Consider the following 24,180-nt stretch of genomic DNA (forward strand, 5'->3'; position numbering starts at 1 on the left):
GCCGGGCGGTGCCGGGGAACACCCGCACGCTGTCAGCAGAACGGGGAACTCCGGGGGCTAACGGGGAACCCCTGGGGCTCAGGGGCTCACGGAGTACGGGCGAGCGGGCTGCGGTGGCGCAGCAGCCACTCGTAGTAGCCGCTGGAGCGCCGGGCCGCCTCCCGGTAGGCCGCCTCCAGCTCCGCGTACGCCACCGAGGTGTCCGTCCCCGGCCGGGCGACCAGGAGCAGCCGGACGGCGAGCGGATCGCCCCGCAGCGGGCGGATCGCCATGTCGTCGCGCGGGCCGGAGGTGGGCTGGCAGGGTGCGACGGCCTCGCCGAGCACGACGAGGGAGGCGGCGGTGAGGTAGTCGCCGTGCAGGACCGGCGGGTCGATCCCGGCGGCACCGAGCACCCGGCGCACCCCGTCCCACTCGCCGTCCACCGTCGGATCGACCATCCACCGGTCCCCGGCCAGCTCCGCGAGCTCCACCACACGGCGGCGGGCGGCCGGGTGGTCCCGGGAGAGGGAGATGAACTGCGGTTCGCGGTCCAGGAGTACGCGCTGGGCCAGGCCGTCCGGGAGGGCCAGCGGGCTGCCCTCCACCTCGTGCACGAAGGCGACGTCCAGCCGGCCCGCCTCGACCGAGCGCAGGAGGGCGTGGGCCGAGACGTCGACCCGCAGGGAGATCTCCGTACCGGGCAGGGCACCCCTGAGTCTTCGCAGCCAGCTCCCGACGACCCGGCTGGCAGTGGAGCCGATCCGCAGCCGGGGCCCCCGGGACCGGGTGGCGTCGGCCTCCGCCAGGGCGTGGGTGACCAGGGCGCTCATCCCGTCGACGAGCGGCCGGGCCCGGCTGAGGACGGCCCGGCCCAGGGGGGTCGGGCGGCAGCCGGTGCGTTCGCGGCGGAACAGCTCGGCGCCGAGCGAGTTCTCGATCCGCCGCAGCTGGGTGGTCAGGGAGGGCTGGCTCACGCCGAGCCGGCGGGCCGCCTGGTGCAGACTGCCCGCGTCGGCGATGGCGCACAGCGCCCTGAGGTGCCTCACCTCAAGCTCCATGGTTCGGAGCGTACGACCGCTCCCGCCCCGGCACCAGCGGCCTCAACCCGACCAAAGGACGTTAATTCAGGGGGTGTTGGGCGGCCCTTCAGTAGGGATACCCGCAAGGGGATAGGGCGGTGCTATCCCCGGTTGGCATCATCCCCGGCGGGTGTCCGCGCCCCCACACTCTCCCCGTACCGCCCCGCGCCCCGTCCGTTCAGCGGACAACCCCCACGGCGCGGGTTCACCGGACCGTAGGAGAAATCCCCCATGAGACACCTCAGGACCGCCATCGCCGGTCTCGGCCTCGTCGCCGCGCTCGGCACGGCGCCCGCGGTCTCCGCCGCTCCTGCCCCCGCCGTCTCCACCCCCGCCACCATCGCCGCGTACAACGGTTCGGGCGAGAACGCCGCCGCGAACCGGGCCTTCTTCGACGCGGTGATGAAGTCCGTCGCCGAGAAGCGGGCCGCCAACCCGGGCACCCAGGCCGTCACGGTCACCTACAGCGCGGCCGCCGCCCCGAGCTTCCGCACCCAGATAGCCAACAGCACCCGGATCTGGAACAGCTCGGTCTCCAACGTGCGGCTCCAGGAAGGCTCGAACGCCGACTTCACGTATCGCGAGGGCAACGACCCGCGCGGTTCGTACGCCTCCACCAACGGGCACGGCCGGGGCTTCATCTTCCTGGACTACCGGCAGAATCAGATCTACAACTCCACCCGCGTCACCACGCACGAGACCGGGCACGTGCTCGGTCTGCCGGACACCTACTCCGGCCCGTGCAGCCAGCTGATGTCCGGCGGCGGCCCCGGCCCGTCCTGCACCAACGCCCAGCCGGACGCCAACGAGCGGGCCCGGGTGAACTACCTCTGGCGGAACGGCTTCGCGGCCGCCCTGGCCGGCACCGCGTCCTGACCCCGGGCGCATGAGCGGAGGGCCGTCCCGGACGCGGAACGGCCCTCCGTGCCGCGGGAGGCCGCTGCCGTACGAGGGCGGGTCAGACGTCCAGTTCGACTCTCGTACGCCGATGGGTCAGGCGCCCAGTTCGGCGCGGACCAGCGTCAGCAGCTCCTCCTCCGTCAGGCCCAACTCCCGGGCATCCGCGACCACTTCGCGGACCCGCTCCAGCAGTTGCGCACGGCGCGGGGAGGCGGCCTCGGTGACCACCGCGCCCCGGCCCCGGCGCAGTTCGATCAGGCCCTCCTCGCGCAGCCGCTGGTAGCCGCGCAGGACCGTGTGGACGTTCACCCCGAGGGATTCGGCGAGCACCCGGGCGGCGGGGAGCCGCTCGCCCGGGGTCACCGCGCCGTCGGCGACCGCGCGGCGCACCGAGGCCGCGATCTGGTCCCCGAGTGGCACGGTGGAGGCGGGGTCGACCCGGAAGAGCATGGTCAGCGCCCCGCCCGGTGCCGGTCGACGAGGGTGTTGAGCAGGGCGGCACCGGTCGCGGAGTCCTCGACGGTGACGGTGAACTCGCGTCCGCCCGTCCGCCGGGCCACGATGGCCTCGCCCGAGCGGACGATGAAGCCGGCGCCGCCCGGGCGGATGCGGTAGCCCCAGCCGCCGAACTCCGCGAGGGCGTTGACCGGCCGGCTGTCCGCCGCCTCGATGCGCTCCAGCGGGACCCGGAACCGGGGCCACGGCAGCAGGCCGGATACGGTGAGGCCACGCCGGTCCACGGTGACGTGGACGCGGCTGAAGGTGAGCGCCAGCAGGCCGAGGAGCAACGCGGGAGCACCGGCGTACCAGGTGGCGTCGTAGCCGACCCACGCGCCGAGGGCCACGAGCACCAGGGCGGTCAGCGGCAGCCACCAGGCGCCGGTGGTGCGCGCCCAGCCGGCCACCTCACCGTCGGAGAGCACGATCCGCTCGCGGTCCTCGGGGTTCCTCCCGGCGGCGGGGTCCTCCGGCGCGGGGACGAGCCGGGCCAGCAGCAGCCCGGCCCCTCCGGCAAGGACGGCCGCCCCGAGGGCCACGGCGAGGTGCCACATCGGGAAGTCTCCCGCCGCCCCTCCCTCCGGGGCGTCCAGGTTGACGACCAGGGCGGCGCCCAGCACATACAGGAGGAAGGTGGCGACGGCCCAGCCGCCACCGATCAGCCATCGGTGAGCCCGCCCGTAGAACCTCCCGCTCACCACCATGAGGACCCACATGGCACCGAGCATGAGCAGCATCGGGGCGGTGACGAGGAGGTAGGTGTTCCGGTCGGCGTAGCCGTCCGCCTTCCCGGAGATGTCGAAGTGGCTGGCCAGGCGGTCGGGCAGGCGGTCCTTGAGAGCGATGAAGAGGATCAGTTCGACGAGGAAGGCGAGGACGAAAGGCAGGGCGGCGAGGGCTGCGCGGCCAAGGTTCTTACGTGTCAGGCGTGTCAGGCGTGTCATGAAAACCTCCGTTGTTCGCATAGTAGTAGAACAACTAGAGGTGGAGCAATGACGTTGCGACGACGGGGTGCATCACTCGTACGCGGGAACGGCTCTGCCCCGTACCGGAGTTGCGGTACGGGGCAGAGGCAGGCGGGTGGGACGGGCGGCCCGGGGAGCGCCGGGGCTCAGGCCGGTTCGAGGGGGAAGGCCCCCCGGTGGCCGGTGCCCGCGCCCCGGGCCGGGCGCACCTCGAACTCCCGGCAGCTCCAGATCTCCTGGACGCATCCCGTACGCCGGTCCCACAGGTCCAGCACGGCGCCCTCGCCCTCCGTGTCCCGGTAGGCGTCCTTGGCGCCGCGGAAGCAGGCGAGGCCGCCGGAGAGGCCGCGGCCGGGGGCCGGGAAGTAGTCGGAGAAGGCGCAGGCGATGCAGATCCCGAGCCGGATGCCGTCCGGGAGGATGCGCTGGATCGCCGTCAGCGCGGCGGCGAAGTCGCTCTCGGCCCTGGCCGATTCGTAGACCGCGCCGTCGAGGTGGAGGGCGAGGTGGAGGTCCGGGTCGGCCCGGCGCAGGGAGAGCAGGCAGCCGAGGGTGGCCGTGCGCGGGGTGCCCGCGACGAGGACGGGCAGCGGGAGGTCCCACTCCAGTACGCAGTCGGTGAGCGCGCCGTCGGCCAGGGCGAACGCCCCGCTCTCCGGGGGCGTGCCCGGGACCGGTGCGAGGCCGTCGAAGCTCTCGCCCTCGAAGTCGACCCCTCTGATCCGGATCCGGAGCCGCTGTCCGTCCGTGGTGAGAACGACGGCGTCGGAACCGTTGCGGTCCCGGTACCAGCCGGCCCACGACTCATCTGTCATGAGCAGGGACTGTAGCCCCTGCCCGGCGCGGCCCCGGTGCCGCCCTCCTCCTTCGCCGAGGCGTCAATCCGTCTGCGGTTCACGCCACATGGGCCACATCGGCGGGCCGTCCGGCAGCTCGACCGTGCGACCCGTGAAGCGGAAGCCGAGCCGTTCGTAGAGCGTACGGCTGCGGGCGCTGCTGGCCTCCAGGTAGGCGGGTTCGCCGTCGCGGTCGCAGCGCTCCAGCTCCGCCCGGACGAGCTCCGCCCCGATGCCCTCGCCCTGGCGGTGCGGGAGGACCCCGATCATGAGCAGGTAGGCGTGGGCGCGGTCGTGCGGGTGCACCTTCCCGGTCAGCCTCCCCACCAGTTCGCACCGCTCGTTGTCGGGGTCGGCGGTCTGCCGCATCAGGGCGGGCGTGGGGTCCTCCTCCTCGGGCACTCCGGCGGGCACCGGCAGCCACAGGGCCACCGCCGCGCCGTCCTCCGCCACATCGATACGGCCTTCGGCGAGGGCGACGTCGGCGAAGACGCCGAGGAACTTGCCGTGCACGGCCCGCCGGTGCGCCTCGTCGGGGAAGATCCAGTTGCTGACCGGGTCATGGTGGAAGGCCTCCTCCATGACCGATACGACCAGCTCCCTGTCGTCCTGTCCCGCCCGCTGTATCCGCATGCCCATGACCGGCTTCCGCCCCTTTGCCCGCTGCGCTCGACTCTCGGCTCTCAATCAACCCTCGGAATAATAGAGTTGGGAGGCGGGAGCCGGCCGGGAGCCGGTCGGGCCGGTCAGCTGGTCCGGCGGGTGACGAACTCGGCCAGGGCCAGCAGGTCCCCGGCGGCGCCGGGGTCCGGGACCGCCCGGGAGAGATGGTGGACCGCCCGGGCCATCCGGTCGGCGGCGGCGACCTGGGCCCAGTCCCGGCCACCGGCCCGGTCCACGGCGTCGGCCGCGCGGTCCACCTCGGCGGAGGTGGCCATGGGGCCCCGGTAGAGCGCGGCGAGCTCCTCGGCGGCCGGGGTGCCGGAGGTCAGGGCCGCCACCACGGGCAGCGACTTCTTGTGGGCGGCCAGGTCCGCCCCGACGGGCTTGCCGGTACGGGCGGGGTCGCCCCAGATGCCGATCAGGTCGTCGATGAGCTGGAAGGAGAGGCCCGCCTCCCGGCCGAAGCCGTCCATGGCACGGACCGCCCGGTCCTCCGCCCCGGCGTAGAGGGCGCCGAGCGCACAGGCGCAGCCGAGCAGGGCGCCGGTCTTGGCGGTCGCCATGGTGAGGCATTCGTCGAGGGTGACCTCGTCCGGGCCGCGCTCCTCGAAGGCGCAGTCGGCCTGCTGGCCCGCGCAGAGCTCGATGACGCAGGAGGAGAGGCGGGCGGCGGCCCGCTGTGCGGCCGGGTGGTCGTCCTCGGCCAGCAGCCGCTGGGCGAGGGCCAGCATGGCGTCGCCGGTGATGATCGCGTCCGGGACACCGAAGACGGCCCAGGCGGTGGGCCGGTGTCTGCGGGTGGTGTCCTCGTCGATGACATCGTCGTGGAGCAGGGTGAAGTTGTGCGCGAGCTCGACGGCGACGGCGGCGCGCACGGCGCGCTCCGGGTCACCGCCCAGCGCCCGGGCGGCGGCCAGCACGAGCGCGGGCCGGATGGCCTTGCCCGCCTGTCCGGCGGCGGGGGTTCCGTCGGCGTTCTCCCAGCCGAAGTGGTACATCGCGATCCGGCGTATGCCACCGGGCAGCGATTCCACGGCCGTTCGCAGATGCGGGTCGACGATGGCGCGGGTGCGCTCCAGCAGCGCGGCGGCCTCGTGCCCTTCCGTCGCTGCGTCCGTACTGGTCATGGTCACGGTCACTCCCTGGGGCGGTGCGATGGGGCGGGGCCCCGGAGGCCCGGCCGGTGTCGGCCGACCGGGCCCCCGGGGGTGACACGGGGTCAGCGCCAGCGGCTCACCTCCACGTTCTCCAGTACGCCAAGGGCGTCCGGTACCAGGATGGCGGCGGAGTAGTACGCAGTCACCAGGTAGGAGATGATCGCCTGCTCGTCGATGCCCATGAAGCGGACGGAGAGGCTCGGCTCGATCTCGTCCGGGATGCCGGTCTGCTGGAGGCCGATGACGCCCTGTTCGGCCTCACCAGTCCTCATGCAGATGATGGAGGTGGTGCGGGCCTCGGTGACCGGGATCTTGTTGGACGGGAAGATCGGCACCCCGCGCCAGGCAGGCACGTGGTGGCCGCCGATGTCCACGCTCTCCGGGGACAGTCCGCGCCGGTTGCACTCGCGGCCGAAGGCGGCGATGGCGCGCGGGTGGGCGAGGAAGAGCTTCGATCCGCGCCGCCGCGAGAGCAGTTCGTCCATGTCGTCGGGGCTGGGCACCCCGTCGTGCGGCTGGAGCCGCTGCCCGTAGTCGCAGTTGTTGAGCAGGCCGAACTCGCGGTTGTTGATCAGCTCGTGCTCCTGGCGCTCGCGCAGCGCCTCGACCGTGAGCCGCAACTGCTGCTCGGTCTGGTTCATCGGCTGGTTGTAGAGGTCGGCGACCCTGCTGTGCACCTTGAGCACCGTCTGGGCGACGCTCAGCTCGTACTCGCGGGGTGCGGCGTCGTAGTCGACGAAGGTGTGCGGGACCACGGCCTCGCCCACATGGCCGGCGGAGAGGTCGATCTCCGCCTCGCCGTACTTGTTGGTCCGCTGGTGCGGGATCGTGAGCAGACCGGCGAGATGGGCGCGGAGGGAGTCGGCCCGCTCCGCGAGGTTGAACACGTCCGCGCGGCTGAGCGTCAGCAGCGTGCACGCGGTGACGGCGCGGGCGGTGTACTCCCAGACGGCGTCACCGTCGACCAGGCTCTGGTCGCCGAAGTAGGCCCCGTCGGCGAGGACTCCGAGCTCCGTCTCGTCCCCGTAGAGCCCGGAGACGATCTTCTCGACCTTGCCGTGAGCCAGCAGGAAGACCCGGTCCGCCGCGTCCCCCGTCGTGGCGAGCACCTCCCCCGCGGCCACGTCCCGCTGCTCGCACCTGCGGGCGAGCTCGGCGAGGACCTCCTCGTCCTCGAAATTGCGCAGAGCGGGCAGTTCTCCCAGCTCGGCGGGGATCACGGCCACCCGGTCCCCGGTCTGGACGAACGTCACCCGGCCGTCACCGACCGAATAGCTGAGCCGACGGTTCACCCGGTACGTACCGCCCTGTACCTGCACCCACGGCAGCATCTTCAGCAGCCACCGCGAGGTGATCTCCTGCATCTGCGGCGCGGATTTGGTGGTCGTCGCGAGGTTCCGCGCAGCTGCCGTCCCCAGACTCTGCTGCGGCGGCGCCTGCGTGTCGCGAACCTCTTCACCAACGGACATCTGACGTCCTTTCGATCTTGGGCTGACCTGCTGGAGAAGCCTTTCAGCGGAGGACGCGGCCCGCCATTACACAAAAGAGTGTGACTAATCGGCCTTCGGTCGGGGCAGGTTGCCCCCGTCGCCCTGCGGCCCCCATAACTTGCATCACAGATGCCACTTATCTAGGATCAAGCCATGCGGCTGACCAGATTCACCGATGTGGCGCTCCGCGTGCTCATGCGGCTGGCAGTCGCCGAGGGCACGGACCCGCCGACCACACGCGAGGTGGCGGACACCATGCGGGTGCCCTACACCCACGCGGCCAAGGTCGTCGCCCGCCTCCAGCACCTCGGGTTGCTCGACGCCCGGCGCGGCCGGGGCGGCGGACTCACCCTCACCACGGCCGGGCACTCCGCCTCGATCGGCGCCCTCGTGCGGGAGCTGGAGGAGACGGACGACGTCGTGGAGTGCGAAGGCGCCACCCCCTGCCCGCTGCGCTCCGCCTGCCGGCTGCGCGGCGCCCTGCGCCAGGCCCAGGACGCCTTCTACGCCTCGCTCGACCCGATCACCGTCACCGATCTCGTCGCCGCCCCGACCGGCCCGCTGCTGCTGGGCATCGGCAGCGGCCCGCCACAGGACTGACCCCGGCCCCGCCACCCACCCACAGACCTCCCGCCCACACCCACGGGCGGGTTCCGCCCGCCCGAAAATACGCACATCACATACCAATTAAAGGAGCCCGTCCACATGCTCTCCGACCGGTCCACCGCCACCGTCCGTGCCACCCTCCCCGCCGTCGGCGCGGCCATCGGGGACATCGCCGACCTCTTCTACAAGAAGCTCTTCGCGGCCCACCCCGAGCTGCTGCGCGATCTCTTCAACCGGGGCAACCAGGCCTCCGGCGACCAGCGCAAAGCCCTGGCCGGGTCCATCGCGGCGTTCGCCACCGCGCTGGTCGAGCACCCGGAGACGCGGCCCGACGTGATGCTGAACCGGATCGCGCACAAGCACGCGTCGCTCGGAGTGACCCCGGAGCAGTACGAGGTGGTCCACACCCACCTCTTCGCCGCGATCGCCGACGTACTGGGCGACGCGGTCACCCCTGAGGTCGCCGCGGCCTGGGACGAGGTCTACTGGCTGATGGCGAACGCCCTCATCGCCATCGAGGCGCGGCTCTACGCCCAGCAGGGCGTGGTGGCGGGCGATGTGTGGCGGGAGTGGGAGGTCGCCGCCCGGATCGAGGAGACCGAGGACGTGGCGACCTTCCACCTGCGCCCGGCGGACAACGGCGACGCCGCCGCCTTCCGGCCCGGCCAGTACGTCTCCGTACAGGTCGAACTGGCCGACGGGGCCCGGCAGATACGTCAGTACAGCCTCTCCTGCTCCCCCGGCTCCCGGCTGCGCTCCATCACCGTGAAGCGGGTGCGCGGGGAGTCCGCCCCGGACGGCGAGGTCTCCCGCCACCTGCACGAGCACACCCGCGCGGGCGACCGGCTGCGCCTCTCCGTCCCCTACGGGGACCTGGTCCTCGACCACCTGGACGCACCGCTGCTGCTCGCCTCGGCGGGGATCGGCTGCACGCCCATGCTGTCGATGCTGGAGCACCTGGCCGAGCAGGGCCACGACCGCCCGGTCACCGTGGTGCACGGCGACCGCTCCCCCGCCGACCACGCCCTGCGCACCCACCACGTCCGGCTGACGGAGAAGCTCCCGGCCGCCGAGCCGCACTTCTGGTACGAGTCCCCGGAATCCGGCCACCCGGCCCACCGCACCGGCCTCGTCGACCTGAACGGCATCACCGTGCTCCCCGGCACCCACGCCTATCTCTGCGGCCCGCTCCCCTTCATGCGCACGGTCCGCACCCACCTGCTGGACGCGGGGGTCCGCCCGGCCGACATCCACTACGAGGTGTTCGGCCCGGACCTCTGGCTGGCGAGCGCCTGAGAGAGGGCGCCCGGACCGGGGCGGGCCACAATAGGCACGTGAACCGCCCCGAGACCCTCCTGCGCCCCCGGGTGCCGTCCCCGCTCCAGGAGCTCCGGGACGACCGATTCGCCCGGCACGGGATCACGCTCCTCCTCAAGCGGGACGACCTGATCCACCCCGACCTGCCGGGCAACAAGTGGCGCAAACTCCACCTCAACCTGGAGGCCGCCGCCGGGCGGGCCGTGCTGACCTTCGGCGGGGCCTACTCCAACCATCTGCGGGCCACCGCGGCGGCCGGGCGGCTGCTGGGGTTCCCCACCATCGGTGTCGTACGCGGTGACGAGCTGGCCCACCGGCCGCTGAACCCGTCCCTGGCCCGCTGCGCCGCCGACGGGATGCGGCTGCGCTTCGTGGACCGGACGACCTACCGGGCGAAGGCCTCACCCGAGGTCCTGGAGGGGCTGCTGAGCCTGTTCGGGGACGTGGAGGTGATCCCGGAGGGCGGCAGCAACGCGCTGGCCGCACAGGGCTGCGCAGCGCTGGGGCGCGAGTTGCGCGGGCAGACCGATGTGGCAGCCGTGGCCTGCGGGACCGGCGGCACCCTGGCCGGGCTCGCGGCCGGGCTGGACGGCGAGCTGGACGGCGGGCAGCGCGCCCTGGGCGTCCCGGTGCTGCGCGGCGGCTTCCTCGGGGAGGCCGTGGCCGCGCTCCAGGACGAGGCGTTCGGCGGACCGGCCGGGAACTGGTCCCTGGACGAGCGCTTCACCTTCGGCGGCTACGCCCGTACGACTGGGGAACTGGACGCCTTCGCCGCGGACTTCGAGGACCGGCACGGGCTGCCGGTGGAGCGGGTCTACGTCGCCAAGCTGCTGTTCGCGCTGACGGCGCTGGCCGAGGAGGGGGCGTTCGCGCCGGGGAGCCGGGTGTGCGCGGTGATCACCGGCACGCCCGATACGCCGGGTCCTCAGGAGTCGTCCGTCTCCCGGTAGGCCGCCGCCTCCTCCAGGTCCAGCCGGCGCAGCAGCGTACGCATCATCTCGTCGTCGATCCGCCGCTCGTCCCGGAGCCGGACGAAGACCTCCCGCTCGGCCTCGATCATCTCTCGGGAGAGCCGGCGGTAGGTGTCGTCCGCCGACTCGCCCGTGACCGGGTCGGCCGCCCCCAGCCGCTCCCACACGGCGTTGCGGCGGCGCTCCAGCACCTGGCGCAGCCGGTCGGCCAGCGGGGGCGGGAGGCGGTTGTGCGGCTCGGCGAGCAACGCCTCCAGGCGGGCCTCGGCGGCTGCGGACGCCTCGCTCTGGGCCTGCGCCTCGATGAGCGTCTCCCTCTGCGGATCGCGCCCCGGCACCTTCAGTACGCGGACGAGTACGGGCAGGGTCAGCCCCTGGATCACCAGCGTCGCAATGACCGTGGTGAAGGTCAGGAACAGCACCAGGTTGCGGGCCGGGAACGGCTCGCCGTCATGGGTGACCAGCGGGATGGAGAAGGCGACGGCGAGCGAGACGACACCGCGCATGCCCGCCCAGCCCACGATCAGGGGCGCGGTCCGGTCGGTCCCCGGTTCCCGCTCCCGTACGCGCTTCGAGAGCCGTCGGGGCAGATAGGTGGCCGGATAGACCCAGACGAAGCGGACCACGACGACGGCGACGAACACGAGGGCCGCGTAGCCCAGGGCCGCCGCCCAGCCGCCCGCTTCGAGGCCCTTCAGTACGAAGGGCAGTTGCAGACCGATCAGGGCGAAGACCGTGGACTCCAGGATGAAGGCGACCATCTTCCAGACCGCCGCCTCCTGGAGACGGGTGGCGAAGTCGACCTGCCAGGAGCGGTGCCCCAGGTAGAGGGCGACGACGACCACGGCGAGGACTCCGGAGGCGTGGACCCGTTCGGCCGCCGCGTACGCCACGAACGGGATCAGGAGAGAGAGCGTGTTCTGGAGGAGCGCTTCTTTCAGGTGCGTGCGCAGCCAGTGCAGCGGCACCATCAGCAGGAGGCCGACGCCGACCCCGCCGACCGCGGCCAGCAGGAATTCCGCGATCCCGGCGGCCCAGGTCATCCCCTCCCCCACCGCCGCGGCGAGCGCTACCCGGAAGGCGGTGATCGCGGTGGCGTCGTTCACCAGGGACTCACCCTGAAGGATGGTCGTGACCCGGGCGGGCAGCCCCACCCGGCGGGCGATCGCGGCGGCCGTCACCGCGTCCGGCGGGCCGATGACCGCCCCCAGGACGAGCGCGGCGGTGAGCGGCAGCTCCGGGATCGCGAGGTACGCCAGCCACCCCACCGCCACCGTCGCGAAGAGCGTGTACCCCACGGAGAGCAGTGCGACCGGCCGGATATTGGCCCGCAGGTCCAGGTAGGAGCTGTCCAGGGCCGCCGTGTGGAGCAGCGGGGGCAGCAGCAGCGGGAGGACGACGTGTGCGTCCAGGTGGTACGTGGGAACGCCCGGCACCAGGCCCGCGACGAGGCCGACGGCGACCAGGACGAGCGGGGCCGGGACCGGGGTGCGCCGGGCGGCCCCGGCGACCGCCGCACTGGCCGCGACCAGCGCCACCAGCGGCAGCGCGTCCATCTCACCGTCCTCGGATCCGTCGTAATCTGCCCATCATGAGCGAGTGCGCGCACGTAGCGGATCTGCCACGCCCCGAGCCCGAACCGCTCGGGGAGACCTGCCCCGAGTGCCTGGCCGCGGGCACCCACCCCGTCCAGTTGCGGCTCTGCCTGACCTGCGGGCACGTCGGCTGCTGCGATTCCTCACCGCTGCGGCACGCCACCGGGCACTTCCGGGAGACCGGCCACCCGGTGATGCGGAGCTTCGAGCCGGGAGAGAAGTGGCGCTGGTGCTTCGAGGACGGTTCGATCGTCTGACGTCTGGGTACGTCAATCCGGCGCCGGTTCTTCGTAATTGGACGCCGCAACCCCCTAGCCACTGTGTGTGCTCATGTGTTTACCATGAGTGACGGCCGGGGGATGGGGTGCGGGCGACACTGCATCATGGATCAGATAGCGTCGCCGAGCTGAGAACCGTCGACCGACCGCATGGCTCCGGGCCACCCTTCCCGGAACCTCGAAAGAGTTTGTGCCACCTTGGAGGTGAGGGTGTCCCAGATCGCAGGCGAGCCCGGGAATCAGGACTTCGTAGAAGTCCGGCTGCCCGCTGCGGGTGCCTACCTGTCGGTGCTGCGAACGGCCACGGCCGGTCTCGCAGCGCGTTTGGACTTCACTCTCGACGAGATCGAGGATCTTCGCATCGCGGTCGACGAGGCCTGCGCGATCCTGCTTCAGCAGGCCGTGCCCGGCTCCGTCCTCAGCTGCGTGTTCCGGCTCATCGACGACTCTCTCGAAGTGACGGTGTCGGCCCCCACGACGGACGGCCGCGCACCCGAGCGTGACACCTTCGCCTGGACGGTGCTCTCCGCACTGGCCGGCAAGGTCGACTCGACGGTCGCCGACGACCGTACGGTCAGCATCAGCCTCTACAAACAGCGCGGCGCGGGCCCCGGGCCGGCGTGAGCGACGGGAACGGGGACGGTCCTGTGCGGGACGAGACGATCCGACCCGGGGTGGTGCGCCCAGCAGGCATCCCGGAGCAACAGGCCCGGCCGCATCCGGTGGACGGATCGGACGGGTCGCAGAGCCTCAACGTCGCGGTGGAGCAGTCGCAGGCAGAGCGGGCGGGCCAGATGAGCGAGCACGGGCACCACGATCCACATGACCGCAGCGGGGCACGGGCCCTGTTCATCGAGTTGCGGGAGCTCCCCGACGGCTCCGCGGAGAAGGCGGAGCTGCGCAACCGGCTGGTGCGGATGCATCTGCCGCTGGTCGAGCACCTGGCCCGGCGCTTCCGCAACCGCGGGGAGCCGCTGGACGACCTGACCCAGGTCGCCACGATCGGCCTGATCAAGTCGGTGGACCGGTTCGACCCGGACCGGGGCGTGGAGTTCTCGACGTACGCGACCCCCACGGTCGTCGGCGAGATCAAGCGCCACTTCCGGGACAAGGGGTGGGCGGTGCGGGTGCCGCGCCGCCTCCAGGAGCTGCGGCTCTCGCTGACCACGGCCACCGCCGAGCTCTCCCAGCAGCACGGCCGCTCACCGACCGTGCACGAGCTGGCCGAGCGGCTCGGCATCTCCGAGGAGGAGGTGCTGGAGGGCCTGGAGTCGGCCAACGCGTACAGCACGCTCTCGCTGGACGTGCCGGACACCGACGACGAGTCCCCGGCGGTCGCGGACACGCTGGGCTCGGAGGACGAGGCGCTGGAGGGCGTGGAGTACCGGGAGTCGCTCAAGCCGCTCCTGGAGGACCTGCCACCGCGCGAGAAGCGGATCCTGCTGCTGCGGTTCTTCGGGAACATGACCCAGTCGCAGATCGCCCAGGAGGTCGGCATCTCGCAGATGCACGTCTCCCGGCTGCTGGCCCGCACCCTGGCCCAACTGCGCGAGCGCCTGCTCGTCGAGGAGTAGACCGGTCGTTGCCGGAGGCGCCCTCGGGGCTCAGGCCCCGGGGTTCGTCCCGGCGCCCCGGCGCAGGCCCAGGGTCCGGGTGGTCTCCGGGTTCAGGACGAGCGCGAGCCCGGTCACGGCGACCGCGGCGACCACGATCCCGGCGGGGATCAGCGCGCCCTGGGAGCGCAGCAGCGTCCAGGCCACGGGCAGCGCCATGATCTGGGTGATCAGCGCCGGGCCACGGCTCCAGCCGCGCAGCAGCAGCAGGCCCCGGGCGGCGGCGAGCGGGATCGCGCCCAGCGCGATCAGCGTGATGCCGACCGTCTCCGCCTGCTGGGAGCTTTCGAGGCGCCCGAGCACCCCCATGACCAGCAGGTAGAGCCCGCTGATCGCGAGCGCGGCGCCTTCGAGGCCGTTGATCCCGGCGAGGATCGTGATCCTTCGCGGGCGCTCCGTCGCGGCGGGCGAGGGGGTGGAGGAGGTCGCTTCAGTGCTCACGCCCTTCAGGTTGGCATCCCGGGGGCCCGGAAGTGAAGCCGGGGTGCGCGGGCGCGGCGCATGTCACGTACGGACACCGGTCACTCAGCACATACGGACACCCGTCACTCAGCACGCATGGACACCGGTGACTCAGCGTGACGGTCCGGGAGCCCGGTGAACCGCGGCTTCGGAGCCGAACCGCCCGGTAGGTACTCTGGCGGGCATGCGCGCACTCCTCGTGGTCAACCCGGCAGCTACCACCACCAGTGCGCGTACCCGTGACGTACTCATCCACGCCCTGGCCAGCGAGATGAAGCTGGAGGCGGTGACCACCGAGTACCGGGGTCACGCGCGGGACCTGGGGCGGCGGGCGGCCGACAGCGACGACATCGATCTGGTGGTCGCCCTCGGCGGTGACGGCACGGTGAACGAGGTCGTGAACGGGCTGCTGCACCGGGGCCCGGACGTGGACGGCGTCCCGAAGCTCGCCGTGGTCCCCGGCGGCTCCACCAATGTCTTCGCGCGCGCCCTGGGGCTGCCCAACGACGCGGTGGAGGCGACCGGCGCCATCCTGGACGCCCTGGAGAACCGGAGCGAGCGCACGGTCGGTCTGGGGCTCGCCGCCGGCACCCCGGGCACCGAGGACGAGTCCGTACCGGAACGCTGGTTCACTTTCTGTGCCGGTCTCGGGTTCGACGCCGGAGTGGTCGGCCGGGTCGAACAGAAACGCGAGGGCGGCAAGCGTTCGACGCATGCGCTGTACGTACGACAGGTGATGCGGCAGTTCCTCGACGAGGCCCACCGCCGGCACGGCCAGATCACGCTCGACGTGCCCGGCCAGGAGCCCGTCACCGACCTCGCGCTCTCCATAATCTGCAACACCGCCCCCTGGACCTACCTGGGGAATCGTCCGGTGTACGCCTCTCCCAAGGCCTCCTTCGACACCGCTCTGGACGTCCTCGGACTGAAGCGTCTGTCCACCACGGCGGTGGCCCGGTACGGCACCCAGCTGCTCACTTCGAGCCCCGCCAGAGGGCCGCGCGGGAAGCACGCCGTTTCACGCCACGACCTCACGGACTTCACCTTGCATTCAAAGGTTCCACTGCCCTTCCAGATGGACGGCGACCACCTGGGACTGCGTACGAGCGTGACGTTCACAGGCGTACGCCGTGCACTGCGTGTGATTGTGTGAGTGGAAGGGCCGAAAGTCCTTTAACTCGAACGTTTGGCCTGGCCCCCACCCCTTAGAAGTGCGGCTGTGACCTAGTCGACACCGAGGAATCAAAAAAAACTTTCCAGAAGGGGTTGTATCCGCCGCCGAGGTTTGCGAATCTCTACATGGCGATCGGGACGGCCCGCAACACCGGCCTCCACTGAGAGCCAGAACCCCTCCTCACCATCACAGACCACACCCAGTGCTTCTGGGAGTCGGCCCGTCACCTGTGGGGGGATTCGTGAAAGCGTTCACATTCACAAGCAACAAGCGTGTAATACCAAGGAGAGGTAGCAGCCATGGACTGGCGTCACAACGCCGTTTGTCGTGAGGAAGACCCCGAGCTGTTCTTCCCCATCGGCAACACCGGTCCTGCGCTGCTGCAGATCGAGGAAGCCAAGGCCGTCTGCCGTCGCTGCCCCGTCATGGAGCAGTGCCTGCAGTGGGCGCTCGAGTCCGGCCAGGACTCCGGCGTCTGGGGTGGCCTCAGCGAGGACGAGCGCCGCGCGATGAAGCGCCGTGCCGCTCGCAACCGGGCGCGTAACGCAAGCGCCTGACCGACGCCCCCCACGAACACGCCTCAGCCCGGCGGCGCGTACAGAGCGTACGCACAGCCCCGCCTTCGAGTCGCAGCGCGCAGTACCCCGGAGCGCATCGCAACGTGAGCATCACGGAGCGGGCCCGGACCGTCACCACGGTCCGGGCCCGCTCTGTTGTACGCGTTCCTACTTGCTCGTACGTGCCCCTACCTTGCTTGTACGCGCTCCTACTTGTCGCCGCGTACCGGCAGGTCCAGCACCACCTGGGTGCCGCGCTCCGGCGCCGGGACCATGCCGAACGTGCCGCCCAACTCCCCCTCCACCAGCGTCCGTACGATCTGGAGCCCGAGATTGCCGGCCCGCTGCGGGTCGAATCCCTCGGGCAGACCGCGCCCGTCGTCGGTGACGGTGATCAGCAGCCGGCCCTCGGCCGGTGAGCCGCCGCGCACGGCGGAGACCTCCACCGTGCCCTGATCCGCCACCGCGAACGCATGTTCCAGGGCGTTCTGGAGGACTTCGGTCAGCACCATGGAGAGCGGGGTGGCGACCTCCGCGTCCAGGATGCCGAAGCGCCCGGTGCGCCGACAGGTCACCTTGCCGGGCGAGATCTCGGAGACCATCGCGATGACCCGGTCGGCGATCTCGTCGAACTCGACGCGCTCGTCGAGATTCTGCGAAAGCGTCTCGTGGACGATCGCGATCGAACCGACGCGCCGGACCGCCTCGTTGAGCGCCTCGCGCCCCTGTTCGGAATCCATCCGGCGGGCCTGGAGCCGCAACAGGGCGGCCACCGTCTGGAGGTTGTTCTTCACCCGGTGGTGGATCTCCCGGATGGTCGCGTCCTTGGTGATCAACTCGCGCTCGCGGCGACGGAGTTCGGTGACGTCCCGGAGCAGGACGAGCGAGCCGATGCGGACGCCCTTGGGCTTGAGCGGGATGGCCCGGAGCTGGATCACCCCGCCCGCGCACTCCACCTCGAACTCGCGCGGCGCGTATCCGCTGGCCACCTTGACCAGGGCCTCGTCCACCGGACCCCGGGAGGGAGCCAGTTCGGCGGTGGTGGTGCCGAGGTGGTGGCCGACCAGGTCGGAGGCGAGGCCGAGGCGGTGGTAGGCGGAGAGGCCGTTGGGGCTGGCGTACTGCACGACCCCGTCCGCGTCCAGCCGGATCAGGCCGTCGCCGACGCGCGGGGAGGCGTCCATGTCGACCTGCTGGCCGGGGAAGGGGAAGGCCCCGGCGGCGATCATCTGGGCCAGGTCGGAGGCGGACTGAAGGTAGGTGAGCTCCAGCCGGGAGGGGGTGCGCACGGTGAGCAGGTTGGTGTTGCGGGCGATCACCCCGAGGACCCGGCCCTCACGGCGTACGGGGATGGACTCGACCCGTACGGGAACCTCCTCGCGCCACTCCGGGTCGCCCTCGCGCACGATCCGGCCCTCGTCCAGGGCCGCGTCCAGCAGCGGACGGCGGCCGCGCGGCACCAGGTGGCCGACCATGTCGTCCTGGTAGGAGGTGGGGCCGGTGTTGGGCCGCATCTGGGCGACGGAGACGTACCGCGTGCCGTCGCGGGTGGGGACCCAGAGCACGAGGTCGGCGAAGGAGAGGTCGGAGAGCAGCTGCCACTCCGAGACCAGCAGATGGAGCCACTCGAGGTCGGTGTCGCTCAGAGCGGTGTGCTGGCGGACGAGGTCGTTCATGGAGGGCACGTGTGGAGCGTACCTGTGGTTACCGCACGCGTTCGAACCGATCGGCCCGGCGGGCCGTGCCGAAGGGGAGGGCGGCGGTGGCAGGGCGTCGATGGCGGGCCCGGCGGGCGGGGCGGCGGGCCCGGCGGGCGGGGCGGCGGGCCCGGCGGGCGGGGCGACGGGCCCGGCGGGCGGGGCCCAGTGGCTGGATGCGGATGGACGGGGTGGCGGGCGCTCAGGGGCCCGGACGCGGATGGACGGGGTGGGGCGCTCAGGGGCGGATGTCGATGGACAGGGCGCGGTCCACGGCCGGAGAATGTCGTGCACATGGATGGACACGGGCAATTGGTCTAGTCCACAATGAGTTCACCAAGACCTCCGTTCTCCCCGCACAGGAGAACGGACCGAGGCACCCGGCGCTCTCTGCCCTGACTGCGCCGGTGCCTCCTGTGGCCGGAGGCACCGCACACCGCCGGCCAGGTAGCTCCGGGCTGCGGTGCCGGATGGGCTGAGGGTCCCATCCCGGCGCCGCGGCCCGCGGGTGTTTCCGGGGCCGTACGGTACGGGGATCGGCCGCCGTCAGCGGGTCTCCGTCACCTTGGCCAGGGCGCGGGGTGCGTCCGGGTCCTGGCCGCGCGCGATGGTGACCTCGTACGCGAGCATCTGGAGCGGCAGGATCTCCAGGATCGGCTGCAACTCCTCCGGCACCCCCGACGTCGGCAGCGCGAAGCCCGCCGAGGCCGCCTCCACCTGCGCCTTCGGGCCGACCACGAACAGGTCGGCGCCGCGGCCCCGCAGCCGGTCCAGCACCGGCTGGAGGGCCTCGCCGCCCCGGCCGTCGGTGACCACGGCGATCACCGGGGAGATGTTGTCGACCATGGCCAGCGGGCCGTGCAGGAGGTCGGCGCCCGAGTAGGAGAGCGCGGGGATGTAGCTCGTCTCCATGAGCTTGAGGGCCGCCTCCTTGGCCGTGGGGTAGCCGTAGCCGCGCGAGGTGATCACCATGCGCTCGGCGAAGCGGTATCGGGAGGCCAGCGCCTTGACCTCGGCCCGGCGGCCCAGGATCGCGCCTGCCAGGTCGGGCAGGGACGCGGCCGCTTCCGTTCCGTCGGCGCCTGCCAGTCCCTCCACGAAGAGGTAGAGGGAGAGCAGGGAGGCCGTGTACGTCTTCGTCGCCGGGAGCGCCTTCTCCGGGCCCGCCAGGATGTCGATGTGGAACTCGGATACGGCGGCGAGCGCGGAGTCCGGGTTGTTGGTGACCGCCAAGGTGACCGCACCGGCCTCCCGGGCCGCCCGCGTGGAGGCCACCAGGTCCGGTGAGCCGCCCGACTGGCTGACGGTGATGACCAGGACGTCCCGCAGATCGGGCTTGGCCCCGTACGCCGTCGTGGTGGACATGGAGGCCAGGCCGCAGGGCAGACCGAGCCGGATCTCCAGCAGGTACTTCGCGTAGAGCGCCGCGTTGTCGGAGGTGCCGCGCGCGGTGAGCAGGACGAAGCGGGGCTTCCTGGCGGCGATCTCGGTGGCCACCTCGCGGATGCGGGGCGCGCCCCGGTCGAGGATGCGCCGCAGCATCGCGGGCTGTTCGGCCATCTCGCCGGACATGATGCGGCCGGGCACATCGCCCTGGTCGTCCGGGCCGGGCGGAGGGGTGGCTGACATGGGGGGTGCCTCCCGAAGCGGTGTCGTACCGGACAAGTCGACCAGGGGAAGCCGGGGTCCGCCACCGGGGCCGGGCGGATGGCTCCACCGGGGCCGGGCGGATGGACCGAACCCTGAGCTGTTCACCGCACAGCTGCCCGATTCTGCTAGATTGGGCCCTTGATTGGTCTATACCACACGGCTCCCCTCACCAGATCGGCAGGCACAGCGTGGAAGTTGTCATCGTCCCGGACGCCACGGCAGGCGGCGAACTGATCGCAGAGGCCATCGCCTCCCTGCTCAGCCGCAAGCCCGACGCCCTGCTCGGCGTTGCCACCGGCTCTACCCCGCTGCCCATCTACCGCGCGCTGGCGGCCAAGGTCGCCTCCGGGGCCGTCGACGCCTCGCGTGCCCGTATCTGCCAGCTGGACGAGTACGTCGGGCTGCCCGCGGGCCACCCGGAGTCGTACCGCTCCGTGGTCCTGCGCGAGGTGATCGAACCGCTCGGGCTCTCCGAGGCGTCCTTCATCGGGCCCGACGGCTCCGCCGAGGACGTCCAGGCCGCGTGTGAGGCGTACGACCGGGCGCTGGCGGAGGCCGGCGGGGTCGACCTCCAGCTGCTGGGCATCGGCACGGACGGGCACATCGGCTTCAACGAGCCGTGCTCCTCGCTCGCCTCGCGCACCCGGATCAAGACGCTGACCGAGCAGACCCGGGTGGACAACGCGCGCTTCTTCGACGACGACATCGAGCAGGTGCCGCACCATGTGATCACCCAGGGGATCGGGACCATCCTGGACGCCCGTCACCCGATCCTGCTGGCCACCGGTGAGGGCAAGGCGGAGGCCGTCGCCCAGACCGTGGAGGGGCCGGTCGCCTCGATCGTGCCGGCCTCGGCGCTCCAGCTGCACCCGCACGCGACGGTGGTGGTGGACGAGGCGGCGGCGTCGAAGCTGAAGCTGGCGGACTACTTCCGCGCCACGTACGCGGCGAAGCCGGCTTGGCAGGGGCTGTAGTCCGTACGGCTGTACGCGCGGGAAGGGCCAGGACACCGTGAGGCGTCCTGGCCCTTCCCGTTGTGCCGCCCGTCCGGCGAGAGGCTTCGTCCTCAATCGCCGGACGGGCTTGAATGTGCCCGGGCCCGGGCTATGCCTTCGTGCCCGTCACCGCCTCCACCGCTGCCTCGCCGCAGACGCGGGAGGCGCCGTGGGTGGCCACGTGGAGGGCGCCCCGGGGGGTGGCCTCCGGGAGGCCCATCTCGACCACGATCGTGTCCGGGCGGGCGGCCACCAGGGCGTCCACCGCCTCGCCCATCCAGGCGTGGCGGTGTTCGTCGCGGACGACGGCGACGATGCGCCGCTCCCCCGCCGCGGCGAGGACATCGGCGGCCGGGTCGGCGGTCTCACTGGTGCACCTGGCCGTGGTGGTCCCGGGAAGGGCGGTGCTCAGCCCGGCGGCGATGCCCCAGGGGGTCTCGTCGCCGACCGCGATGTTCGCCTCCGTGGCGAACTCCACCACGTGCCCCGGCTCGGTCAGCCGGTCGCCGGAGCCGGTGACCCGGACCGCGCGGCGGGCGGCCACCAGGCCGATGTCGGAGCTGACTCCGGTGCCGGGCGCGGTCCCCTCCTGCACTTCCGCGCCCGGCTCCGGGACATCCCCCCGGGCCCTCTGCGTCCAGGACGCGAGGGCTCGTACACGGGCGGCCGCGTCCGCGAGCCGCTCCTCGGCCAGATCCCCGCTGCGCACCGCGGCGACGAGGGCGTCGCGCAGGCGCAGCACCGTCTCCTCGTCGGCCAGCCCGCCGCCGACGCAGATGGCGTCGGCGCCCGCGGCGATCGCGAGGACCGATCCGCGCTCGATGCCGTAGGTCTTGGAGATGGCGTCCATCTCCATGCCGTCGGTGACGATCAGGCCGTCGTAGCCCAGCTCCTGCCGGAGCAGACCGGTGAGGATCTGCGGGCTCAGGGTGGCCGGGCGGTCCGGGTCGAGTGCGGGAAGCAGGATATGCGCGCTCATCACCGATTTGGAACCCGCCGCGATCGCCGCCCGGAAAGGCAGCAGCTCACGGGCGTGCAGGGTGTCGAGGTCCACATCGATACGGGGCGTCGCGAGGTGCGAGTCGACCGCGGTGTCGCCGTGGCCGGGGAAGTGCTTGGTGCAGGCGGCGACGCCTGCGGCCTGGAGCCCTTCCACGTACGCGGCGGTGTGGCGGGCCACCAGCGCGGTGTCGGCGCCGAAGGAACGTACGCCGATGACCGGGTTGCCCGGGTTGGAGTTGACGTCGGCGGACGGCGCCCAGTTCAGGTTGACGCCGCACTCGGCGAGCCGGCGGCCCAGCTCCTGGGCGACGGCCCGGGTGAGGCCGACGTCGTCGACGGAGCCGAGGGCGTAGTTGCCCGGGAACGAGGATCCGTGCCCGACCTCCAGGCGGGTCACATCGCCGCCCTCCTCGTCGATGGCGACGAGGACGTCGTCCCGCTCGGAGCGCAGCCGGGCGGTGAGGGCGGCGAGCTGCTCCGGCGATTCGATGTTGCGGCCGAACAGTCCGACGGACGAGAGCCCTTCACCGACGCGGCGCAGCAGCCAGTCCGGTGCGGTGGTTCCGGTGAATCCCGGCTGGAGCACGGCGAGCGCGTCGCGCGTCAGCGTGTCCGTGGTGGAGACGAGGGTGGTCATCAGCCCGCACTATCCCTTCACAGCGCCGGAGGTGAGCCCAGCGGCCATCTTCTTCTGAATGATCATGAAGAAGATGACGACGGGCAGCGCGATCATGGTCGAGGCCGCCATGAGTGCGCCGTAGTCCGTTCCGCGCTCGGTGGTGAACGACATCAGCCACACGTTGAGCGTGTACTTGGAGTTGTCGTTGATCAGGATGTACGCGAAGAGGTACTCGTTCCACGCGTTCACCAGGGCGAAGATCGACGCGGCGGCGAGCCCGGGGGCCAGCAGCGGGAAGATCACCCGGCGGAAGGCCTGGAAGCGGGTGCAGCCGTCCACCATCGCGGACTCCTCCAGCTCCACCGGGATGTTCACGACGAAGCCGCGGATCATGATGGTGGCGAAGGGCAGCGTGGAGACCAGGTAGACGACGATCAGGCCCCAGTACTCGTCGACCCCGCCCATGGCGTTGAGCTGCGCGTAGATCGGGATGAGCATCGCCGTCGGCGGCAGCATCTGGACCAGGATCATGACCAGGAGCAGGGACTTGCGGCCGAAGAACTTGAACCGGCCGATCGCCAGGGCGGCGAGCGTGGCGATGATCATTCCGCCGATCACCGCGGTGCCGGCGACGATCAGGCTCGACTGGATGGCGGTGACGAAGTTCTGCTGCTCGGTGGCCCGGACGAAGTTGTCGAAGGTGATCGACGAGGGCCACAGGGTCTGGTCGTAGCTGCGGATCTCGTGGTTGGGCCGCAGGGCGCTGATGACCAGCCAGTAGACCGGGAAGATCATGACCGCGGCGATGCCGAGGCCGATGATGTCGAGGTGGAGCCGGCTCTTCTTGCGGTCGGGGCGCAGCGCCTGGGTCTCGGTCGTGCTGCTCATTCGACCTCTCCTGTCTTCATGAGCTGGCGCAGGTAGTACACGGCCACGCCGGACAGCAGCAGCACCGTGATCAGGGCGATCGCGGCACCCTGACTGAAGGAGGTGGACTCGAACGCCTTGGAGTAGGAGTAGAGGCCGAGGGTCTTGTACTCCGGCTCGGGCTTGTTGCCGCGCAGCAGCCAGATCTGACCGAAGACGTTGAAGTCCCAGATCACCGAGAGGGTGGTGACCATCACGAAGACCGGCTTGATCACCGGCCAGGTGACGAACCTGTAGATGCCGTAGCCGCTGGCGCCGTCGAGCGCCGCGGCCTCCTCCAGTTCCTGGGGAACCTGGGTGAGGGCCGCGTACAGGGTGACGACGACGAACGGGATGGCGCCCCAGACGACCAGCAGGGTGATGATGCCGAAGCCCTGGACGGGGTTGACGTACCAGTTGTGCCCGAGCCAGTCGTCACCGACGACCTTGGCGATCAGGGTGTTCAGCAGGCCGTAGTCGGAGTCGGCCATGAAGCGGAAGATGGAGGCGGCGACCATCAGCGGCATCGACCAGGCGGCGATCAGCGCGACGGTCAGGACGAGCCGGACCCAGGTGGTGAGCCTGCGCATGAGCAGGGCGACGAGCAGCCCGATGCCCATGGTCAGCACCACACAGACGGCCATGAAGGCGACCGTACGGAAGGTGACCCACCAGAACTCGGAGTCCCCGAGGATGTTGCTGAACTGTTCGAAGCCGACCCAGGGGGCGGGGTCTCCGGTCCACAGCTCGCGTCGGCCCATGTCCTGGAAGGACATGATGACCGTCTTGCTCAGCGGGTAGAGATAGACGGCGGCGATCGCCACGATCGCCGGGAGGATCAGGAAGTAGGGGAGGAGCTCGCCCTTCTTTCTCTTCCTCTTCTGTACCCGGGGGGCGCCGCCTTCGGGCGAACCCCCGGCCGACTGCTGGTCGGGTGGTACAGGGACCGGCGGCCCGACGGCCTTGGTATCAGCGGCAGACACGTGGCTGACCTTCCATCGCGGGTCCGGGGCGAGCCCCGGAATTCACGGCGTTCACTTGCGAGAAGGGGGCGGGGGGCCCGCCCAAAAGCCCGGGCCCCCCCAGGGGCCCGGGAGGTGGGGGCTGGTTTTTTTTTAGATCGTTTTTGTTTTTGTGGGGCGGGTTGGTGTGTGTGTTATAAAAAAAA

24 protein-coding genes are annotated in these 24,180 nt (G+C 71.4%); 10 read left to right on the forward strand and 14 right to left on the reverse strand.

Annotated features, from left to right (window positions below):
• Window positions 1-86: 86 nt before the first annotated feature.
• Complete coding sequence (locus ACFW9Z_RS17405; RefSeq protein WP_384641050.1) at window positions 87-1,040, reverse strand: LysR substrate-binding domain-containing protein; 954 nt, start codon at window positions 1,038-1,040, stop codon at window positions 87-89.
• 252 nt (window positions 1,041-1,292) lie between these two features.
• Here ACFW9Z_RS17405 and snpA point away from each other — a divergent pair, with 252 nt between their 5' ends.
• Window positions 1,293-1,937, forward strand: a complete 645-nt coding sequence (snpA, locus tag ACFW9Z_RS17410) for a snapalysin (protein WP_384641053.1) — start codon at window positions 1,293-1,295, stop codon at window positions 1,935-1,937.
• Window positions 1,938-2,054: 117 nt separating this feature from the next.
• Here snpA and ACFW9Z_RS17415 read toward each other — a convergent pair whose 3' ends face one another.
• The 6 genes from ACFW9Z_RS17415 to ACFW9Z_RS17440 all read right to left on the reverse strand — a co-directional run bounded on the left by ACFW9Z_RS17415 (window position 2,055) and on the right by ACFW9Z_RS17440 (window position 7,549).
• Window positions 2,055-2,411, reverse strand: coding sequence for a GntR family transcriptional regulator (locus ACFW9Z_RS17415; RefSeq protein WP_384641056.1), 357 nt, complete (start codon window positions 2,409-2,411; stop codon window positions 2,055-2,057).
• A 2-nt stretch (window positions 2,412-2,413) separates the two neighbouring features.
• A complete protein-coding gene (locus ACFW9Z_RS17420; protein WP_384641127.1) occupies window positions 2,414-3,385 on the reverse strand; it encodes a DUF1648 domain-containing protein in 972 nt (323 codons plus the stop codon).
• 185 nt (window positions 3,386-3,570) lie between these two features.
• On the reverse strand, window positions 3,571-4,239 hold the full coding sequence (locus ACFW9Z_RS17425) for a DUF6304 family protein (protein ID WP_384641059.1): 669 nt from the start codon (window positions 4,237-4,239) through the stop codon (window positions 3,571-3,573).
• 63 nt (window positions 4,240-4,302) lie between these two features.
• Window positions 4,303-4,899 (reverse strand): GNAT family N-acetyltransferase, encoded by a 597-nt coding sequence (locus tag ACFW9Z_RS17430; protein WP_384641062.1) that lies wholly within the window; start codon window positions 4,897-4,899, stop codon window positions 4,303-4,305.
• Between the two features lie 107 nt (window positions 4,900-5,006).
• Window positions 5,007-6,050, reverse strand: coding sequence for a family 2 encapsulin nanocompartment cargo protein polyprenyl transferase (locus ACFW9Z_RS17435; RefSeq protein WP_384641065.1), 1,044 nt, complete (start codon window positions 6,048-6,050; stop codon window positions 5,007-5,009).
• A gap of 92 nt (window positions 6,051-6,142) precedes the next feature.
• On the reverse strand, window positions 6,143-7,549 hold the full coding sequence (locus ACFW9Z_RS17440; protein WP_384641068.1) for a family 2B encapsulin nanocompartment shell protein: 1,407 nt from the start codon (window positions 7,547-7,549) through the stop codon (window positions 6,143-6,145).
• A gap of 174 nt (window positions 7,550-7,723) precedes the next feature.
• On the opposite strand from ACFW9Z_RS17440, the gene ACFW9Z_RS17445 reads away from it, so the two are divergent.
• From ACFW9Z_RS17445 to ACFW9Z_RS17455, 3 genes are all read left to right on the forward strand, one after another.
• Entirely contained in the window at window positions 7,724-8,170 is a 447-nt protein-coding gene (locus tag ACFW9Z_RS17445) for an RrF2 family transcriptional regulator (protein WP_384641071.1), read from the forward strand.
• 105 nt (window positions 8,171-8,275) lie between these two features.
• Window positions 8,276-9,472 (forward strand): globin domain-containing protein, encoded by a 1,197-nt coding sequence (locus ACFW9Z_RS17450; RefSeq protein WP_384641074.1) that lies wholly within the window; start codon window positions 8,276-8,278, stop codon window positions 9,470-9,472.
• A gap of 38 nt (window positions 9,473-9,510) precedes the next feature.
• Entirely contained in the window at window positions 9,511-10,443 is a 933-nt protein-coding gene (locus tag ACFW9Z_RS17455) for a 1-aminocyclopropane-1-carboxylate deaminase/D-cysteine desulfhydrase (protein ID WP_384641077.1), read from the forward strand.
• On the opposite strand, the gene ACFW9Z_RS17460 is transcribed toward ACFW9Z_RS17455, so the two are convergent.
• Window positions 10,419-12,020 (reverse strand): Na+/H+ antiporter, encoded by a 1,602-nt coding sequence (locus ACFW9Z_RS17460; RefSeq protein WP_384641080.1) that lies wholly within the window; start codon window positions 12,018-12,020, stop codon window positions 10,419-10,421. The genes ACFW9Z_RS17455 and ACFW9Z_RS17460 overlap by 25 nt on opposite strands.
• A 35-nt stretch (window positions 12,021-12,055) precedes the next feature.
• Between ACFW9Z_RS17460 and ACFW9Z_RS17465 the strand changes: the two genes are divergently transcribed.
• The 3 genes from ACFW9Z_RS17465 (at window position 12,056) to ACFW9Z_RS17475 (ending at window position 13,911) form a co-directional block, all read left to right on the forward strand.
• Window positions 12,056-12,316, forward strand: coding sequence for a UBP-type zinc finger domain-containing protein (locus ACFW9Z_RS17465; RefSeq protein WP_384641083.1), 261 nt, complete (start codon window positions 12,056-12,058; stop codon window positions 12,314-12,316).
• 231 nt (window positions 12,317-12,547) lie between these two features.
• On the forward strand, window positions 12,548-12,961 hold the full coding sequence (locus tag ACFW9Z_RS17470) for an anti-sigma regulatory factor (protein WP_014048265.1): 414 nt from the start codon (window positions 12,548-12,550) through the stop codon (window positions 12,959-12,961).
• A complete protein-coding gene (locus tag ACFW9Z_RS17475; protein WP_384641086.1) occupies window positions 12,958-13,911 on the forward strand; it encodes an RNA polymerase sigma factor SigF in 954 nt (317 codons plus the stop codon). Before ACFW9Z_RS17470 ends, ACFW9Z_RS17475 begins: the two co-directional genes overlap by 4 nt.
• 30 nt (window positions 13,912-13,941) lie before the next feature.
• Here the strand turns inward: ACFW9Z_RS17475 and ACFW9Z_RS17480 are convergent, their stop codons facing one another.
• On the reverse strand, window positions 13,942-14,391 hold the full coding sequence (locus ACFW9Z_RS17480; protein WP_384641089.1) for a hypothetical protein: 450 nt from the start codon (window positions 14,389-14,391) through the stop codon (window positions 13,942-13,944).
• A 205-nt stretch (window positions 14,392-14,596) separates the two neighbouring features.
• Here ACFW9Z_RS17480 and ACFW9Z_RS17485 point away from each other — a divergent pair, with 205 nt between their 5' ends.
• Window positions 14,597-15,565, forward strand: a complete 969-nt coding sequence (locus ACFW9Z_RS17485) for a diacylglycerol/lipid kinase family protein (RefSeq protein ID WP_384641093.1) — start codon at window positions 14,597-14,599, stop codon at window positions 15,563-15,565.
• A gap of 320 nt (window positions 15,566-15,885) precedes the next feature.
• Window positions 15,886-16,143, forward strand: a complete 258-nt coding sequence (locus ACFW9Z_RS17490) for a WhiB family transcriptional regulator (protein ID WP_003953983.1) — start codon at window positions 15,886-15,888, stop codon at window positions 16,141-16,143.
• 209 nt (window positions 16,144-16,352) lie between these two features.
• Here ACFW9Z_RS17490 and ACFW9Z_RS17495 read toward each other — a convergent pair whose 3' ends face one another.
• Window positions 16,353-17,819 (reverse strand): sensor histidine kinase, encoded by a 1,467-nt coding sequence (locus ACFW9Z_RS17495; RefSeq protein ID WP_384641130.1) that lies wholly within the window; start codon window positions 17,817-17,819, stop codon window positions 16,353-16,355.
• Window positions 17,820-18,386: 567 nt separating this feature from the next.
• Entirely contained in the window at window positions 18,387-19,469 is a 1,083-nt protein-coding gene (locus ACFW9Z_RS17500; RefSeq protein WP_384641096.1) for an SIS domain-containing protein, read from the reverse strand.
• A 209-nt stretch (window positions 19,470-19,678) separates the two neighbouring features.
• On the opposite strand from ACFW9Z_RS17500, the gene nagB reads away from it, so the two are divergent.
• Entirely contained in the window at window positions 19,679-20,464 is a 786-nt protein-coding gene (nagB, locus tag ACFW9Z_RS17505; RefSeq protein ID WP_384641099.1) for a glucosamine-6-phosphate deaminase, read from the forward strand.
• 130 nt (window positions 20,465-20,594) lie between these two features.
• Here nagB and ACFW9Z_RS17510 read toward each other — a convergent pair whose 3' ends face one another.
• The 3 genes from ACFW9Z_RS17510 to ACFW9Z_RS17520 are packed head-to-tail and all read right to left on the reverse strand — an operon-like array spanning window position 20,595 to window position 23,995.
• Window positions 20,595-22,124, reverse strand: coding sequence for a glycoside hydrolase family 3 protein (locus tag ACFW9Z_RS17510; protein WP_384641102.1), 1,530 nt, complete (start codon window positions 22,122-22,124; stop codon window positions 20,595-20,597).
• 9 nt (window positions 22,125-22,133) lie between these two features.
• Entirely contained in the window at window positions 22,134-22,994 is an 861-nt protein-coding gene (locus ACFW9Z_RS17515; protein WP_384641105.1) for a carbohydrate ABC transporter permease, read from the reverse strand.
• Window positions 22,991-23,995: a carbohydrate ABC transporter permease gene (locus ACFW9Z_RS17520; protein WP_384641108.1), complete on the reverse strand. Its 1,005-nt coding sequence runs from the start codon at window positions 23,993-23,995 to the stop codon at window positions 22,991-22,993. Before ACFW9Z_RS17520 ends, ACFW9Z_RS17515 begins: the two co-directional genes overlap by 4 nt.
• Window positions 23,996-24,180 lie beyond the last annotated feature (185 nt).

This window comes from Streptomyces sp. NPDC059452, from assembly GCF_042750035.1.
Classification (GTDB): Bacteria; Actinomycetota; Actinomycetes; order Streptomycetales; family Streptomycetaceae; genus Streptomyces.

What these genes read in the sequence shown, in the direction of transcription:
- ACFW9Z_RS17405 (WP_384641050.1), bottom strand. Translation starts at nt 1,040, where the DNA reads ATGGAGCTTGAGGTGAGGCACCTCAGGGCGCTGTGCGCCATCGCCGAC.
- snpA (WP_384641053.1), top strand. Translation starts at nt 1,293, where the DNA reads ATGAGACACCTCAGGACCGCCATCGCCGGTCTCGGCCTCGTCGCCGCG.
- ACFW9Z_RS17415 (WP_384641056.1), bottom strand. Translation starts at nt 2,411, where the DNA reads ATGCTCTTCCGGGTCGACCCCGCCTCCACCGTGCCACTCGGGGACCAG.
- ACFW9Z_RS17425 (WP_384641059.1), bottom strand. Translation starts at nt 4,239, where the DNA reads ATGACAGATGAGTCGTGGGCCGGCTGGTACCGGGACCGCAACGGTTCC.
- ACFW9Z_RS17430 (WP_384641062.1), bottom strand. Translation starts at nt 4,899, where the DNA reads ATGGGCATGCGGATACAGCGGGCGGGACAGGACGACAGGGAGCTGGTC.
- ACFW9Z_RS17435 (WP_384641065.1), bottom strand. Translation starts at nt 6,050, where the DNA reads ATGACCAGTACGGACGCAGCGACGGAAGGGCACGAGGCCGCCGCGCTG.
- ACFW9Z_RS17440 (WP_384641068.1), bottom strand. Translation starts at nt 7,549, where the DNA reads ATGTCCGTTGGTGAAGAGGTTCGCGACACGCAGGCGCCGCCGCAGCAG.
- ACFW9Z_RS17445 (WP_384641071.1), top strand. Translation starts at nt 7,724, where the DNA reads ATGCGGCTGACCAGATTCACCGATGTGGCGCTCCGCGTGCTCATGCGG.
- ACFW9Z_RS17450 (WP_384641074.1), top strand. Translation starts at nt 8,276, where the DNA reads ATGCTCTCCGACCGGTCCACCGCCACCGTCCGTGCCACCCTCCCCGCC.
- ACFW9Z_RS17460 (WP_384641080.1), bottom strand. Translation starts at nt 12,020, where the DNA reads ATGGACGCGCTGCCGCTGGTGGCGCTGGTCGCGGCCAGTGCGGCGGTC.
- ACFW9Z_RS17465 (WP_384641083.1), top strand. Translation starts at nt 12,056, where the DNA reads ATGAGCGAGTGCGCGCACGTAGCGGATCTGCCACGCCCCGAGCCCGAA.
- ACFW9Z_RS17485 (WP_384641093.1), top strand. Translation starts at nt 14,597, where the DNA reads ATGCGCGCACTCCTCGTGGTCAACCCGGCAGCTACCACCACCAGTGCG.
- ACFW9Z_RS17490 (WP_003953983.1), top strand. Translation starts at nt 15,886, where the DNA reads ATGGACTGGCGTCACAACGCCGTTTGTCGTGAGGAAGACCCCGAGCTG.
- ACFW9Z_RS17495 (WP_384641130.1), bottom strand. Translation starts at nt 17,819, where the DNA reads ATGAACGACCTCGTCCGCCAGCACACCGCTCTGAGCGACACCGACCTC.
- ACFW9Z_RS17500 (WP_384641096.1), bottom strand. Translation starts at nt 19,469, where the DNA reads ATGTCAGCCACCCCTCCGCCCGGCCCGGACGACCAGGGCGATGTGCCC.
- ACFW9Z_RS17510 (WP_384641102.1), bottom strand. Translation starts at nt 22,124, where the DNA reads ATGACCACCCTCGTCTCCACCACGGACACGCTGACGCGCGACGCGCTC.
- ACFW9Z_RS17515 (WP_384641105.1), bottom strand. Translation starts at nt 22,994, where the DNA reads ATGAGCAGCACGACCGAGACCCAGGCGCTGCGCCCCGACCGCAAGAAG.